Genomic DNA, 14,231 nt, shown 5'->3' on the forward strand with positions numbered 1-14,231 from the left:
CGCTTTTCGGGAATACTTGGTCGGGGAAAGAGGATTCGAACCTCCGGCCCCTGCGTCCCGAACGCAGTGCTCTACCAGGCTGAGCTATTCCCCGACACTTTCACTCGCTGCCTTGCGAAGCCCACTAATATATCAGTGATTTCGCCTAACTGCAAAGTCCGATAATTGTAGCAGCGCATCCTTGAAAATGGAAGGGGGAAGTGTCGATATTGCGTCTATGGCCAGCTGCGCCTCTGCCGCAGCGTAACGACGCGTCTCTTCCAGCGCACAGGTGTCCTTGATTGCCGCCAGCACGGCAGCAAAGTCATCGCGACCGCCATTCTCGATCGCACTGCGGACCAGCGCGGCCTGCTCGGGACTGCCCTTCTGCATGACGTGAATGAGCGGCAGGGTCGGCTTGCCCTCGGCGAGATCGTCGCCCAGATGCTTGCCGGTGTCGACTTCGTCGGCCGAGTAGTCGAGCACATCGTCAATGAGCTGGAAAGCCGTTCCCAGATGCATGCCAAAGGCTGCAAGACGTTCCTCGAGGGCGCTGTCGGCGCCCCCCAGGATGCCGCCGAGGCGCGCAGCCGCTTCGAACAGCTTGGCGGTCTTGTAGCGGATCACGCGCAGATAATCGTCGATGACGACATCTGCGTTGTTACAGTTCAGGAGCTGCAACACCTCGCCTTCGGCAATCACGTTGGTCGCATCGGCCAGCACGCGCATCACGCGCATGTTGTCCACCCCGACCATCATCTGAAAGGCGCGCGAGTAGAGAAAGTCGCCCACAAGCACCGAGGCCGCATTGCCGAACATCGCATTGGCCGTCTTGTTGCCACGCCGCAGGTCGGACTCGTCGACCACGTCATCGTGCAGCAAGGTCGCGGTATGAATGAACTCAACCACCGCAGCAAGCTCATGGTGCTGCGTGCCCTTGTAACCCATGGCGCCCGCGGTGAACAGGACCAGTGCCGGACGCAAGCGCTTGCCGCCGCTGTGGATGATGTACTCCGCCACCTGACGGATCAGGACGACATCGGAGTAGAGACGATCGCGAATGACGGCGTCGACTGCCTGCATGTCGGCGGCGATCGGCGCGAATAGCTGCTTGACGGACAAGGCGGACACGCTCGCGAAAAAAGCGGGATGTTAGGCGCCGCGCGCGCGCGGCGTCAAGCCGACCAGCCGGGAGCGAAACCTGCTTCCGGCTGGTCGCAAGTGCCCGTACCCGCAGGCAATATCCACAAGCGCTACTGGCCGCCCTGCGCCCGCATGACGGCGTTATCGAGCGCCTCCTTGGCGGCCTTCTCGTCCGCCCATACACCGGCCAGTTCCTCGTCGAGAATACGACGCACCTTGCTGCGCTCGACCGCAGGCTGAGCGGAAGACTGCGGCGTTGCCGGCTTGTTGGTGAGCTGCTCGACCGCAACGCGGACGTTGTCGAGGTCATCACCGAGCAGTTCGCTCGTCGACGCCAGCAGGCCGGCACGATTGAGCGGCAGATAGCCCGTCTCGCGCTGCCACGCGACCTGGTTCTCAGGCTGCAGCCAGAAGGCCACGAAGCGTGCGACCGCCTTGTATTCGGTCGGCTTCTTGCCCGCCGAGACCCACAGCGCAGGGCCGTCGGCAACGGTGTTCTGCGGCGCACCGGGGAAGTCGTCGTAATACGGCAGACGGACGACACCGACATCGACCTGACCACTGCGCCGGAAGTCCACCCAGCTTGCCGAGGGGGCGGCAATCACCGCGCAGTCACCACTGGCAAAGCGGCGCTCGGACTCTGCCTGCTGATCGAACACATGCAGATAGCGGGCACGCGTCCAGCTCGCCATCATCGCCACATGCTTGACCTGGAACATGCCGTTGAAACTGGGCACGACGCGCTTGTCACGCATTGCGGCCACGGGCTCGTTGTGCCACGCACTGAGATTCTCCACCATCACCCGGCCCGGCTCCGACACGGTGTAGGGGCAGGTATGGCCGGCATCGGCCAGGCGCCCCAGTGTCTCCTGAAGGTCGAACCAGGTGGAGATGGCCGTCGTCTCGGGGTTCATGCCGGCGCGCCGCAAGGCATCGCGGTTGAGGAAGAGCACCGGCGTGGACAGTCCGATCGGCAAGGCCAGCAGACGCCCCTGGGCATCGACAGGCGTACGCGTCATCATCGCCGGCGGGCGCACGGCCTGCAGCGCCACGCCGCTCTCGCGCATGAGCGCATGCAAGGGCTTGAAGCGCGGCTTGCCGGAGACGAACTCCTCCTCGTCATCGCCTTCGAGAATCATCATGTGCGGATTGCCGGCACGCCAATCGACGTCGCTGAGCACGACCCGCACGTCCTTGGACTGGGCATTGAAGCGCTCGACCAGGTCGGCCAGCGCGCCGACCCGGCTCTCGGGCAGGCGATGATGAAGCTCCACTTGCAGAGGGGCCGCGGCCTGCGCCGGAAGCGCGCACGCGACGGTGACGAAAAGGCTGGCGGCCAGAGGGCCGAATGAACCACGAAAACGCTTCATATACATATACTTGACACACAGGACGAGAAGCCCGGACCGACGGCCCGCAAGCACGCGGATTATAGTGTTGCCAGCGCGTCAAGCGGGTGCCCCCGGATGTAACATGCGGGGCCGGCATCAAGTATCCGACGCGCCTGCCGATAAGCACTCAACGCCCTACCCTGCAGCCCACTCCGATCGCCCCGACCATGCACCGTCGCACCCTGCCCAAGCTCCTGCCCACCCTTGCGCTGCTCGCGTTGCTGCCGCTTGCGACGGGATGCGATCAGATCGCCGAACTGCTCGAACTGCCCAACCCGGAGCGCGATGCGGCACGGATGGAAGCGGAAGGACGCGCCATTGGCAGCGGCTGCCGACATTCCGGCCGCTCACTGGAGGACTGCTACACACTCAACCCGTCGGCCGACAAGGCCGCGGTGTTTGCCGGCTGGCGCGACATGAACGACTACATGCTGGAACGCAAGCTCGAGGTCGTGCCGGCCCAACTCACCCAGCTCCCGACCCTGCCAGGCACGCCCGCGGCAGCCGATCCGTCCGCAGCCACGGCGTCCCCGGCAGCGGGCAGCCCCGCTCAGCCCCCCGCACAGGCACCGGCCACGCGCTGAGGCCGCTGGACGCAGGCATGCGTCACGCGGCTCGGCACTCAGGGCGCAGGACTGCCATGCACCGCATGCAGTGTCTCGACCTTGGCCAGCACCTCCGGCGGCAGGGCGAGATCCCAGGCGGCGACGTTCTCCTGCAGCTGTGACAGGGTAGTGGCGCCGATGATGGTGCTGGTGACGCACCAGCGCGTGTAGACGAAGGCGAGCGCGAGCTGGGTCAGGCTCAAGCCGTACTCGCCCGCCAGGCGGGCATAGGCCTGCACGGCGCCGCCCACTCCGGGCTTTGCATAACGTGCGCCGAAGCTCTCGAACAGGGTCAGGCGTCCGCGTGCCGCCGGATCCTGGAGGTACTTGCCGGACAAGTGACCGAACGCCAGCGGCGAGTATGCGAGCAAGCCCACCCGTTCCCGGAAGCCAATCTCGCTGAGCCCGAACTCATACGTGCGATTGAGCAGACTGTAGGCGTTCTGCAAGCTCACCACGCGCGGCAGATCGAACTCACGCGCATGGCGCAGGAACTCCATCACCCCCCACGGCGACTCGTTCGACAGGCCAACCTGGCGCACCTTGCCCTCCGCGACCAGCTCGGCGAGCACCTCGAGCTGGCTGCGGATGGGCGTGCTCTCACGCTCGCGTGCCGGATCGAACAAGCCCTGCCCGAACAGAGGCTGATTGCGCGCCGGCCAATGCAGCTGATAGAGGTCGATATAGTCCGTGCGCAGGCGACGCAGACTCCCTTCTACCGCTGCGCGGATGTTCGCGCGATCAAGTGCGAGCGGGCCGCCGCGGATCCAGTCCACGCTGCGCGCCGGCCCAGCCACCTTGGTCGCGATCACCAGCTTTTCGCGCGCCTGGCGTGCCAGCCAGCTGCCGACGATCGATTCGCTTGCACCGCTGGTTTCGGCGCGCGCCGGCACCGGATACATCTCGGCCACATCGATGAAGTTGATCCCGTGCGCCACGGCATAGTCGAGCTGCTCATGCGCCTCGGCCTCGCTGTTCTGCTCGCCGAAGGTCATCGTACCCAGGCAGATCGCCGACACCCGCGTTCCATTGTCGCCCAAGGGCCGGTAAACCATCTCGCGCATCTTCATGTTCTCCTGTCGTTTCCAAACCCGTTACTACACGACCAAAAGCGGCGGGCTCGCCACCGAGGCCGCGGCGGCTTATCATCGGGACCTCGGCCCATGCTGCGCCCCGCCCCGGCATGCAAGCTTCGGGCCCCATCATACTTCAGCGCCTGCGCGCCCTCGCCCAATGAACCAGCACACCCCCGCCGCCGGCCTGCTCTGCGCCGGCCTCATCGGCTATTGCCGCGCCGGCTTCGAAAAGGAGCTGGCAGCCGAGCTAGACGACCTCGCCGCCGAGGCCGGACTCATCGGCTACGTGCGCGCCGAGCCCAATTCCGGTTTCGTCGTATACGAAACCTTCGAGCCGACGCCGCTCGGCAACTTCGGTAACGCTACCGACTGGCAACGCGCCACCTTCGCCCGTCAGCTGCTGCCCTGGTTTGCACGCGTCGAAGGCCTGCCCGAGCGCGACCGCGCCACCCCGATCGTCGATGCGGTCAAGGCCTCGGGCCAGCGTTTCTCCGGCGTCATGCTGGAAACCCCGGACACCGACGAGGCCAAGCAGCGCTCCGGCTTTTGCAAGCGCTTTACCGAACCGCTCGCCAAGGCCCTCGAGAAGGCCGGCTGCCTGCGCACCAGCCGCGCCGGCCTGCCGGTGCTCCATGTGCTGTTCTCGGACGCCACCACCGCCTGGCTCGGTGCCGGCCAGCCCGGCCAGTGCTCGACCTGGCCGATGGGCATCCCGCGCCTGCGCATGCCCTCGAGCGCCCCCAGCCGCTCGACCATGAAGCTGGCCGAAGCATTCATGGTGCTGCTCGACGACCACGAGCGCGACAACATGCTGCGCGCCGGCCAGCGCGCGGTAGACCTGGGCGCCGCCCCTGGGGGCTGGACCTGGCAACTCGTACAGCGCGGGCTGCGCGTCACCGCCATCGACAACGGCCCGCTGCGCGACACCGTGATGGCAACCGAGATGGTCGAGCACCTGCGTGCCGACGGCTTTACCTGGCGCCCGCACCGACCTGTGGACTGGCTGGTGTGCGACATGGTCGAGCAGCCCAGCCGCATCGCCTCACTGATGGCGGAGTGGGTCGCCACCGGCCGCTGCCGCTACGCCGTCTTCAACCTCAAGCTGCCGATGAAGCGCCGCGTCGAGGCCGTCGAACAGTGCCGCGAGCTCATCCGCAAGCGGCTCAACAGCGTCGGCCCGTTCGATCTGCGCATCAAGCACCTTTACCACGACCGCGAGGAAGTCACCGCCTTCCTGATGCTGAAGAAATAGGCGGCAGGCCCGGGATGAAGCAAGGCTCAGGGCTTGCGCCGCTCCTGCTGCGGGGGATGCGCGCAGCGGGTCGTCGCTGGCGATCATTCAATAACCCTCGACGCGAAGCCCCTGTGCGGTAAACGATTTTTCGCGCCGTGTATAATCCGGCCTTTACCAATCCGGCAGTCGCGCGCACCTTTGCAGCGGGGCTGCACTCTCCGCAAAGGCGCCCATGAGTTTCGCCGATCTCGGCCTCATTCCCGAACTGCTGCAAGCCGTCACCGACGCCGGCTACACCGAACCCACGCCCATCCAGCGCCAGGCCATCCCGATCGTGATCGCTGGTCACGACGTCATGGGCGGCGCCCAGACGGGCACCGGCAAGACGGCCGGCTTCACCCTGCCGCTGCTGCACCGCATCGCCCGCCACGCCAACACCAGCACCTCGCCCGCCCGCCACCAGACGCGCGCGCTCATCCTCGCCCCGACCCGCGAGTTGGCGATGCAGGTATTCGAGTCGGTCAAGACCTACAGCAAGCACCTGCCGCTACGCTCGATATGCGTCTATGGCGGCGTCGACATCCGCCCCCAGCAGGCCGAACTGCGCCGCGGCATCGAGGTCGTCATCGCCACCCCCGGCCGGCTCCTCGACCACATCGAGCAAAAGTCGATCAATCTGTCCCAGGTCGAAGTGCTGGTGCTCGACGAAGCCGATCGCATGCTCGACATGGGCTTCATCCCCGACATCAAGCGCATCCTCTCCCTGCTGCCTGCACAGCGCCAGAGCCTGCTGTTCTCGGCCACCTTCTCGGACGAGATCAAGAAGCTCGCCGACCAGATGCTGAAGAACCCGCAGCTGATCGAGGTCGCGCGCCGCAACATGGTTTCCGAGACCATCACCCACGTGGTGCACCCGGTGTCCTCGGGCATGAAGCGCAACCTGCTCGCCCACCTGCTGCGCCACAAGCCCGACACCCAGGCCCTGGTCTTCGTCGACACCAAGCTGCTGTGCGGCCGCCTGGCCCACTTCCTGGAGCGCAGCGGCATCTCGGCTGACGCCATCCATGGCGACAAGGGCCAGCAGCAGCGCACCGAGACCCTGGAGGCATTCAAGTCGGGCAAGCTGCGCGTGCTCGTCGCCACCGACGTCGCCGCACGTGGCCTTGACATCGACGAGTTGCCCTTCGTGATCAACTTCGAGCTTCCGCACACCGCCGAAGACTACGTTCACCGCATCGGTCGCACCGGCCGCGCCGGTCACCAGGGCAACGCAATCTCGCTCGTCAGCGCAGAAGAGAAGCACTGGCTGGCCGAGATCCAGAAGCTGATCAAGCTCGAGATTCCCCAGGAGATCGTACCCGGCTTTGACCCCGACCCGGACTTCCACGAGGCCGGCTCACGCGGCCAACGCGGTCGACGCAATCCAGGGAGTGCACGTGGTGGCGACGAGGCAGCACACGACATCGCGCCCCCCCGCACGCTGGACAAGCGCCGGGACGGTGACCGCGAACGCAGCCGCGACGACACGCGTCACCAAGCGCGCCGCGGACGGTCGACGATCGCTGCCGACGGTTTCGACTTCAGCAAGCCTTATGAACCCGCCAGTGGCGTCGGCACCGGCATCATCGAGGCGGCTTCCACGCTCACGACCACAGGCGAAGCCGACCCGCTGCGTCGGCCGAAACGGCCGATCGCGGTGCTCCTGGGCGGCTTGGGCAAAAAATAGCCCCCACAGCGCGGCCTTTTCCGGTCACGGCTCGGACACAGCATCAAGTATCCTGCAGGTCGTGCCGTAAAGGCAGGAAACCTCAACGCTGAAGCCGCCCGTGAATCCATCTGGACGCCCCCCGGGCACGCCCCCCAAACCGGGCCTGCCCACTACGACTGAAGCTTTCGTTCCCGACCTCTCGGAGGGCGCCGAGACCGGCGTCTACCTCGCCCTGCTCGAGTTGCTCGACGAAGGCCTCGTCATTACCGGCGATGAGGTCGTGCTCGATGCCAACAGCGCCGCCTGCACCCTACTGGGGCGAGACTATCGCCAGGTTGCAGGCCGCCCGCTCGCCGAACTGTTTCCAAGTGAAGAGGCCTTCCTGGCCGCACGCGCACGCGTGCTCATCCAGGGCGAAAAGCGCGGCACACTCGCCTTCGCGCTGCCCGGCGGTGGCGAGCGCGTTCTCGAGTTCATCGCGGCCCCCCGGCTGCGACCAGGCATCCACGCCATCATCCTGAGCGCGCCCGCGCAGCCCGGCGCAGCCGTGGAATCCAGGAGCCGCAAGGCGATACAGCCAACACGCGGTGCCTCTGCGGCAAGCGAAGGCAGCGCCGACTTCCGGGCCATGTACCTGGCCTGCCACGACCTGCTCACCGGCCTGCCCAATCGACGCCTGCTCGAAGCGCGCTTCGACGACAGCGCCGCCCGCGTGCGGGCCCAGCACGGCACCATGGCGCTGGTGCGCATCGACATCGACGGCTTCAAGGCCGTCAACCGTGCACACGGCGACCATATCGGCGATGCCGCCCTGCAGCATCTCGCACATCGCCTGAAGGAAGCGGCAGGACAGACGGCGATCGTCGCACGCGAGCGCAGCGACAGCTTCCTGGTACTGCTCCCGGAGATCGACCTGCCGAGCCAGGCAGCGCGCGTTGCCAGCACCCTGGTCGCCAGCGTCGCACAGCCCCTGCTCGTTGGCGTCTGCAGTCTCGCGCTCACCGCCAGCGCCGGGGTCGCGCTCTTCCCGCAGGACGGGCGCGACCTCGACACCCTGCTCCGCCACTCCAGGCTTGCCCTGCAGCAAGCTCGCCGACTGGGCGGCAACAACCATCAGCATTACGACGTCCTCGCCGACGACCCAGGGTTCGATGACGCCTATCTGGAGAGCGGACTGCGCGACGCGCTCGAGCAGCATCAGTTGCTGCTGCACTTTCAGCCCCTGGTCGATGCACGTACCGGCATCGTCCAGGCAGGCGAAGCCCTGCTGCGCTGGCAGCACCCCGAACTCGGCCTGCTGCCCTTCCGACGCTTCATCGGCGCGATCGGCGACCCGGTCCTGCTCGCTCGCCTGGGCGACTGGGTCCTGCGTACGGCTTGCCGACTGGCCCATGACTGGCCAGCGGTCGCGGGGGGCAGGCCGCCGCGCCTCACGGTGAACGTCGGTCTCGAGCAATTGATCCACGGCGACTTCGCCGAACGCGTTGCGGTCACCTTGCGCGCAACCGGCCTGTCCGCCGATCGGCTCGAACTCGATCTCGACGAAAAAATCCTGGAAGAACAGGGCTCCGAGCTGAGCGCAACCCTGGACCGCCTGAGCGAGATCGGTATCCGCCTTGCAGTTGATGACTTCGGGCGCGGCCTGTCTTCGATACCCCGTTTGCGCCGCTACCCGGTGAAGGCCCTGAAACTGGACCCTGCCCTCGTCCGCGGCGTAGGCAAGGACGAAGATAGCGAGGCCGTCGTCGAGGCCGTGGGCAGCCTGGCGACCACGCTCGGGCTCGAGATCTACGCCCGCGGCGTCGAAGACCCTGGGCAGCAAGCCTTCCTCTGCGCCCTCGGCTGCCAACTGCAGCAGGGCCCGCTGTTCGGCCGCCCGCTCCGCGCAGAAGAGTTCGCCGCTTTCCTGGCCAGCGCCGCTCAGTAGTCGAGCAGCGTGGTGCAGGTTTCCTCGCGCCCGGTGAGCTGACTGAAGCGCTGCAAGCGGGCACGCACGAATTCGTCTGACACGCGGCGATCGGCGCAGTAATCCCGCAGCCGCATGGCGTGCGCCACGTTCTGCATGCGCGCCACCGTGTCGGCCAGCGCCGGGAATGGGTAGCCCGCGGTGCTGCGCCACTCGGGCGGCTCGCGCCCGTCGGCGCCTTGATTCGCTGTTTCTGCCCCCTCCGGAGTCCCATCGACGGCAGCGTCATCGATGCCGGCAGCACCGTCGGCCTGGGCATGTACCTGCCCAGCGGCAAGCATCAGAATCATCGACATCAACAGAGGCAAGAAACGCATCGGGCCGCTCCCGGGAACACATGGTTCCGGTAACGGCCCGATGCCAGTCAGACTTGAGCACCCCGCCGCAAACTGGCGGCGGGGCAGAACGCGTCAGACCTCCAGCGCCTTCACGTGCTGGATCACTTCACCGATGGCTTCCTGCGCGCTGCCGTAGAGCATGCGGCAGTTATCCTTGTAGAACAGGGCATTCTCGATACCCGAGTAGCCGGCACCCTTGCCGCGCTTGACCACGATGACGTTCTGCGCCATGTCGGCATTCAGGATCGGCATGCCGTAGATCGGGCTCGACTTGTCGGTGCGCGCCACCGGGTTCACCACGTCGTTGGCGCCGATCACCAGCGCCACGTCCGCCTGCGCGAAGTCGGCGTTGATCTCGTCGAGGTCGAAGATCTTGTCGTAGGGCACGCCGGCCTCGGCCAGCAGCACGTTCATGTGGCCCGGCATGCGGCCCGCGACCGGATGGATCGCGAACACCACCTCGACGCCGCCCTCCTCGAGCAGCTGCGCCATCTCCCACACCTTGTGCTGGGCGCCGGCCACCGCCATGCCGTAGCCCGGCACGATGATGACCTTCTGGCCGTAGCGCATCAGTGCCGCCGCGTCCATCGACGACAGTTCGCGCATCGTGCCTTCGACCGCCTCGCCACCTTCGGCCGCCGCACCGGTGAGCGGAGTGAAGATGATGTTCTTGATCGGGCGGTTCATCGCCTTGGCCATGAGCTGGGTGAGCAGCATGCCCGAGGCGCCGACCACGATACCGGCCACGATGAGCGCCGGGTTGCCGATCACGAAGCCCTTGAAGCCCACCGCCAGGCCGGTGAAGGCGTTCAGCAGCGAGATCACCACCGGCATGTCGGCGCCGCCGATCGGCATCACCAGCACCACGCCGAGCGCCAGCGCGAGCACGAAGAACAGGAAGATCTCGAAGCCGCCGGGCGAATCGGAGTAGGCCACGGTCAGGCCCACGCCGAAGGTCAGCAAGGTCAGGAAGAAGTTCACGTTGTTCTGCTGCGGCAGGCGGATCGCCTTGTTCATCAGGCCCTGCAGCTTGGCAAAGGCCACGCACGAGCCGGAGAAGGCGACCGCACCGATGATCGCGCCCAGCGCAAGCAGGGTCGAGGTGATGGCGTCGTGCTGCACGCCGCGCACCAGCTCGATCGCGGCGATGCCCGCCGCCGCGCCGCCGCCCATGCCGTTGTAGATAGCGACCATCTGCGGCATGTCGGTCATCTTGACGATCTTGCCGCTGTACCAGGCGGCACCGCCACCGAGCACGATCGCCAGCACCATCAGGCCAACGTTGTTAAGGCCGGGCATGAAGAAGGTCACCACGGTCGCGCCGACCATGGCGAAGCCCGCCCACACGATGCCCTTGCGCGCCGTCACCGGCGAGGCCATGGCCTTGAGGCCGAGGATGAAGACCACGGCGACGATGAAGTACGCCATGCTCACGAACCAGTTAGACGTCATTTGGCACCCCCTTCCTTGCGGCCGCCGGCCTTGAACATGCCCAGCATGCGCTCGGTGACGATGTAGCCACCGGCGGCATTGGCCGCACCGAGGAACACGGCGAAGAAGCCGATCACCAGCTGCACCGGGTCTTCCGGGTCGGCGTGACCGAGCGCGACCATGGCGCCGATCAGCACGACACCGTGCACGAAGTTGGACCCCGACATCAGCGGGGTATGCAGGATCACCGGCACGCGCGAAATCACCTCGTATCCGGTGAACGCGGCCAGCGCGAAGATGTACAGCGCGGTAAAGCCATCCATGGCGTGTCCTCCTTACAGGCCCAGCGCGGCCTTGACGCCGGCGTGGCGAAGCTCGCCCGCATGCGTCAGGCAGCTGCCTGAGAGCACCTCGTCCTGCCAGTCGAGCGCAAGTGCGCCGTCCTTGACGAAGGGCGAGATGAAATTGAACAGGTTCTTGGCGATCATCTCGGACGCATGCACCGGCATGCGGCTGGGAATGTTGGTGGGGCCGATCACGAGCACGTCGTTGATCCACACCTTCTCGCCGGCGACCGTGCCCTCGACGTTGCCGCCGGTCTCGGCCGCCATGTCGACGACCACGGCGCCCGGCTTCATGCGCGCGATCATGTCGGCGGTAATGATCTTGGGTGCTTTCTTGCCCGGGATCGCCGCGGTGGTGATGAGTGCGTCGCACTGCGCCACGGCCTTGGCCAGGCGTTCGGCCTGCTTGGCCTTTTCCTCGTCGGTGAGTTCGCGCGCATAACCGCCCGTACCCGCAGCCGACACGCCGGTGTCGACGAACTTGGCGCCGAGCGACTCGATCTGTTCGCGCGTCTCGGGACGCACGTCATAGGCCTCGACCATGGCACCGATGCGGCGCGCAGTGGCGATCGCCTGCAGACCGGCCACGCCGGCGCCGATCACCAGTACCTTGGCCGGGCGGATGGAGCCGGCGGCGTAGGTCAGCATGGGGAAGAACTTGGGCGAGTGGTCAGCGGCGATCAGCGCGCACTCGTAGCCGGCGACCGCCCCCTGGCTCGACAGGATGTCCATGCTCTGCGCGCGCGAGATGCGCGGCAGCAGCTCGAGCGCAAACGCGCTGATCTGGCCGTCGATGAGCTGTTGCGCACGCTCGGCGCTCGCCCACGGCTGCAGCATGCCGCACAGCACGCTGCCCGGCTTCATGGCACCGATGATGGCGGCCGGCGGGGCCTGCACGCACAGCACCACGTCGGCCGCGGCAGCAACCGCTTCTGCGCTATCGACGAAGCTCACATCGGCAAAATCGGTATCGCGGAAGTGCGCGGCCTTGCCCGCCTCCTTCTGCATCACCACCTGGGCGCCAAGGCCCTGATACTTCTTGACCACATCCGGCACGACGGACAGGCGTCGCTCGCCGGGATGGGTCTCCGCTAGCACTCCGATGACCAGAGGCATGGGCGTAGTCCTCCCTGTAGAACAGTATGAAATTGCAATCGAAAGACGCGTCGGCCGCCCTATTGTTGATCTCTCCCTGCCCCGCGCTCAAGGCGCATGGGGCCGACACGAAAGCCATATTAACGGCATTCGCGGCCTATGCAATCATCCAAATGCACCAGAAGGGGGAGCGGGCCCCGCGCTCGCAGCGCGGCAAGGCCCTGCAATGGGTCAGCGCAGCGGCGGCAGCGCGCTCTTGGGCGCGGCAGGAACGAGCTTGATGATGGCAAGCGAGATGTTGTCGCCGCTGCCGCAGGCGCGCTGGCGCGCAAGCGCGATCAGGCGCTCCGCCGCCGCCCGCGGCGCCAGCTCCTGCAGCGTCGAAGCGAGCTCGGTATCGCTGAAGTAGGCCCACAGACCATCGGAGCACAGCAGGAAACAGTCGCCGGCAACGGGCGCCTCTTCGCTGCCGTACTCGATGCGCGGTTCGCGCTCGCTGCCAAGGCAGGCGAGCAGCACGTTGCGCTGAGGATGGTTGAGGGCGCCGGCTTCGTCCAGGCGCCCCTTGCGCTGCAGCTCGCCCACCAGCGAGTGGTCTGCGCTGCGCGACACCGTGCGTACGCCGCGGAAATGGTAGATGCGCGAGTCACCGCAGTGCGCCCAGTACGCCTTGCCTTGCTGGAGCATGAAGACAACGGCTGTGCTGTGCGGATCCTGCTCGCTGGTGAAGCGGGTGAGCTTGATGACCGTGTGCGCCTCGTCGATCACGCTGCCGAGCAGGTGCTGGGGGGTTTCGTGCAGGGGCGCGTAGGCCTCGAAGTTCTGCCGTGCGCGCAACAGCACCTGCTCGGCGGCCATGGCACCACCGCTGTGCCCCCCCATGCCGTCGGCGAGCACGGCCATCATCATGCCGGGCCTGGTCGGATGCCCGAAAAGGCCCACGCGGTCCTGTTGTTCCTTGCGGTCGCCCGTGTGCATGGCGACGCAGGTCTCGGCGGTGAATGACATCGAAGAAGATGCAGCCCAAGGCATGGTGACGAAGCATCATAGCAAGGGCGCCGGCAGGGCGGCAGAGGCGGCACGCGGTCAACCAGACCGGGCGACCTGCGGCGGCGTGATTTATTTCACGTTCAGCCGCCAACGCCTGGCTCACGCCCGGCCAGGCAATCGTCGACAAGCTCGACCCAGTGCCGCACCGGCGTCCCTGTCCCGCCCTGAAGGTGGGATATGCAGCCGATGTTGGCCGAAGCGATCAGCCCCGCGCCACCTGCCTGCAGCGCATCGAGCTTGTCGTCGCGCAAACGCGTCGACAGCTCGGGCTGAAGCAGGGAATAGGTGCCCGCCGAACCGCAGCACAGGTGAGCGTCACGCACGGGAGTCAGCTCGAAGCCGGCCGACGCCAGCAAGCGCTCCACGGTGCCGCGGATGCGCTGCCCATGCTGCAGCGTGCAGGGCGCATGCCAGGCCAGGCGACGCCGCGGCAGCGCGCGCGCGCCGAGCGCAGCAACAAGCGCATCGGCCTCGGCGGCCACGACCTCGGCGATGTCGCGCGTCAGCTCGCTCACCCGCGCGGCCTTGTCGGCATATGCGGGGTCGTGCTGCAGCAGATGCCCGTAGTCGCGCACCTGGACCCCGCAGCCGGAAGCGGTCATCACGATGGCTTCGATCGCGCCGGACTCGATGGCAGGCCACCAGGCGTCGATGTTGCGTCGCGCATCGTCGCGCGCGCCCTCCTGGTCATGGAGGTGGAAGCGCACCGCGCCGCAGCAGCCGGCGCCTGGCGCCTCGGACATCGATACCCCCACGGCGTCGAGCACGCGCGCCGCCGCCGCGTTGATGGAAGGCGCCATCGAGGGCTGCGCACACCCCGCCAGCGCGAGCACCCGCCGAGCGTGGCGGGCCGCCGGCCATGCCCCCGCCG

13 protein-coding genes and 1 tRNA gene are annotated in these 14,231 nt (G+C 66.8%); 4 read left to right on the forward strand and 10 right to left on the reverse strand.

Annotation, left to right across the window (positions count from 1 at the left end; genetic code table 11):
• Positions 1-17 precede the first annotated feature (17 nt).
• The 3 genes from B447_RS20570 to B447_RS20580 form a co-directional block, all read right to left on the reverse strand.
• Positions 18-94 (reverse strand) — tRNA-Pro (locus B447_RS20570).
• 38 nt (positions 95-132) lie between these two features.
• A complete protein-coding gene (gene ispB / locus B447_RS20575; protein WP_002945576.1) occupies positions 133-1,101 on the reverse strand; it encodes an octaprenyl diphosphate synthase in 969 nt (322 codons plus the stop codon).
• 131 nt (positions 1,102-1,232) lie between these two features.
• Positions 1,233-2,492: an extracellular solute-binding protein gene (locus B447_RS20580; RefSeq protein WP_002945578.1), complete on the reverse strand. Its 1,260-nt coding sequence runs from the start codon at positions 2,490-2,492 to the stop codon at positions 1,233-1,235.
• Positions 2,493-2,680: 188 nt separating this feature from the next.
• Here B447_RS20580 and B447_RS20585 point away from each other — a divergent pair, with 188 nt between their 5' ends.
• Positions 2,681-3,097, forward strand: coding sequence for a hypothetical protein (locus B447_RS20585; protein ID WP_002945585.1), 417 nt, complete (start codon positions 2,681-2,683; stop codon positions 3,095-3,097).
• Positions 3,098-3,135: 38 nt separating this feature from the next.
• Here the strand turns inward: B447_RS20585 and B447_RS20590 are convergent, their stop codons facing one another.
• The gene (locus tag B447_RS20590) at positions 3,136-4,173 is read right to left on the reverse strand and encodes an aldo/keto reductase (RefSeq protein WP_002927550.1); all 1,038 of its coding nucleotides are present in this window, start codon (positions 4,171-4,173) and stop codon (positions 3,136-3,138) included.
• A 178-nt stretch (positions 4,174-4,351) separates the two neighbouring features.
• Here B447_RS20590 and rlmM point away from each other — a divergent pair, with 178 nt between their 5' ends.
• From rlmM to B447_RS20605, 3 genes are all read left to right on the forward strand, one after another.
• Entirely contained in the window at positions 4,352-5,446 is a 1,095-nt protein-coding gene (gene rlmM, locus B447_RS20595; protein WP_002945598.1) for a 23S rRNA (cytidine(2498)-2'-O)-methyltransferase RlmM, read from the forward strand.
• A 214-nt stretch (positions 5,447-5,660) separates the two neighbouring features.
• Complete coding sequence (locus B447_RS20600) at positions 5,661-7,154, forward strand: DEAD/DEAH box helicase (protein ID WP_002945605.1); 1,494 nt, start codon at positions 5,661-5,663, stop codon at positions 7,152-7,154.
• Positions 7,155-7,254: 100 nt separating this feature from the next.
• On the forward strand, positions 7,255-9,063 hold the full coding sequence (locus B447_RS20605) for a putative bifunctional diguanylate cyclase/phosphodiesterase (RefSeq protein WP_002945609.1): 1,809 nt from the start codon (positions 7,255-7,257) through the stop codon (positions 9,061-9,063).
• On the opposite strand, the gene B447_RS20610 is transcribed toward B447_RS20605, so the two are convergent.
• The 6 genes from B447_RS20610 to glcF form a co-directional block, all read right to left on the reverse strand.
• Positions 9,057-9,419, reverse strand: coding sequence for a hypothetical protein (locus B447_RS20610; protein WP_002945614.1), 363 nt, complete (start codon positions 9,417-9,419; stop codon positions 9,057-9,059). The genes B447_RS20605 and B447_RS20610 overlap by 7 nt on opposite strands.
• A gap of 93 nt (positions 9,420-9,512) precedes the next feature.
• Complete coding sequence (locus B447_RS20615) at positions 9,513-10,892, reverse strand: NAD(P)(+) transhydrogenase (Re/Si-specific) subunit beta (protein WP_002945623.1); 1,380 nt, start codon at positions 10,890-10,892, stop codon at positions 9,513-9,515.
• Positions 10,889-11,194 carry an NAD(P) transhydrogenase subunit alpha gene (locus B447_RS20620; protein ID WP_002945625.1) on the reverse strand — a complete coding sequence of 102 codons (306 nt, stop codon included), beginning with the start codon at positions 11,192-11,194 and terminating at the stop codon, positions 10,889-10,891. The genes B447_RS20615 and B447_RS20620 overlap by 4 nt, the downstream gene beginning before the upstream one ends.
• A 12-nt stretch (positions 11,195-11,206) precedes the next feature.
• Complete coding sequence (locus tag B447_RS20625; RefSeq protein WP_002945632.1) at positions 11,207-12,331, reverse strand: NAD(P) transhydrogenase subunit alpha; 1,125 nt, start codon at positions 12,329-12,331, stop codon at positions 11,207-11,209.
• 210 nt (positions 12,332-12,541) lie between these two features.
• A complete protein-coding gene (locus tag B447_RS20630) occupies positions 12,542-13,318 on the reverse strand; it encodes a PP2C family protein-serine/threonine phosphatase (RefSeq protein ID WP_002927575.1) in 777 nt (258 codons plus the stop codon).
• A 122-nt stretch (positions 13,319-13,440) separates the two neighbouring features.
• The coding region (glcF, locus tag B447_RS20635; protein ID WP_037983307.1) for a glycolate oxidase subunit GlcF at positions 13,441-14,231 on the reverse strand (791 nt) is incomplete at its 5' end.

Origin of the sequence: Thauera sp. 27, assembly GCF_000310125.2 — a bacterium.
Taxonomy (GTDB): domain Bacteria; phylum Pseudomonadota; class Gammaproteobacteria; order Burkholderiales; family Rhodocyclaceae; genus Thauera; species Thauera mechernichensis.

Excerpts from the sequence above, each read along its gene's own strand:
- B447_RS20625 (WP_002945632.1), bottom strand. The coding sequence starts at position 12,331 with ATGCCTCTGGTCATCGGAGTGCTAGCGGAGACCCATCCCGGCGAGCGA.
- B447_RS20630 (WP_002927575.1), bottom strand. The coding sequence starts at position 13,318 with ATGTCATTCACCGCCGAGACCTGCGTCGCCATGCACACGGGCGACCGC.
- B447_RS20580 (WP_002945578.1), bottom strand. The coding sequence starts at position 2,492 with ATGAAGCGTTTTCGTGGTTCATTCGGCCCTCTGGCCGCCAGCCTTTTC.
- B447_RS20585 (WP_002945585.1), top strand. The coding sequence starts at position 2,681 with ATGCACCGTCGCACCCTGCCCAAGCTCCTGCCCACCCTTGCGCTGCTC.
- rlmM (WP_002945598.1), top strand. The coding sequence starts at position 4,352 with ATGAACCAGCACACCCCCGCCGCCGGCCTGCTCTGCGCCGGCCTCATC.
- B447_RS20620 (WP_002945625.1), bottom strand. The coding sequence starts at position 11,194 with ATGGATGGCTTTACCGCGCTGTACATCTTCGCGCTGGCCGCGTTCACC.
- B447_RS20590 (WP_002927550.1), bottom strand. The coding sequence starts at position 4,173 with ATGGTTTACCGGCCCTTGGGCGACAATGGAACGCGGGTGTCGGCGATC.
- B447_RS20610 (WP_002945614.1), bottom strand. The coding sequence starts at position 9,419 with ATGCGTTTCTTGCCTCTGTTGATGTCGATGATTCTGATGCTTGCCGCT.
- B447_RS20615 (WP_002945623.1), bottom strand. The coding sequence starts at position 10,892 with ATGACGTCTAACTGGTTCGTGAGCATGGCGTACTTCATCGTCGCCGTG.
- B447_RS20600 (WP_002945605.1), top strand. The coding sequence starts at position 5,661 with ATGAGTTTCGCCGATCTCGGCCTCATTCCCGAACTGCTGCAAGCCGTC.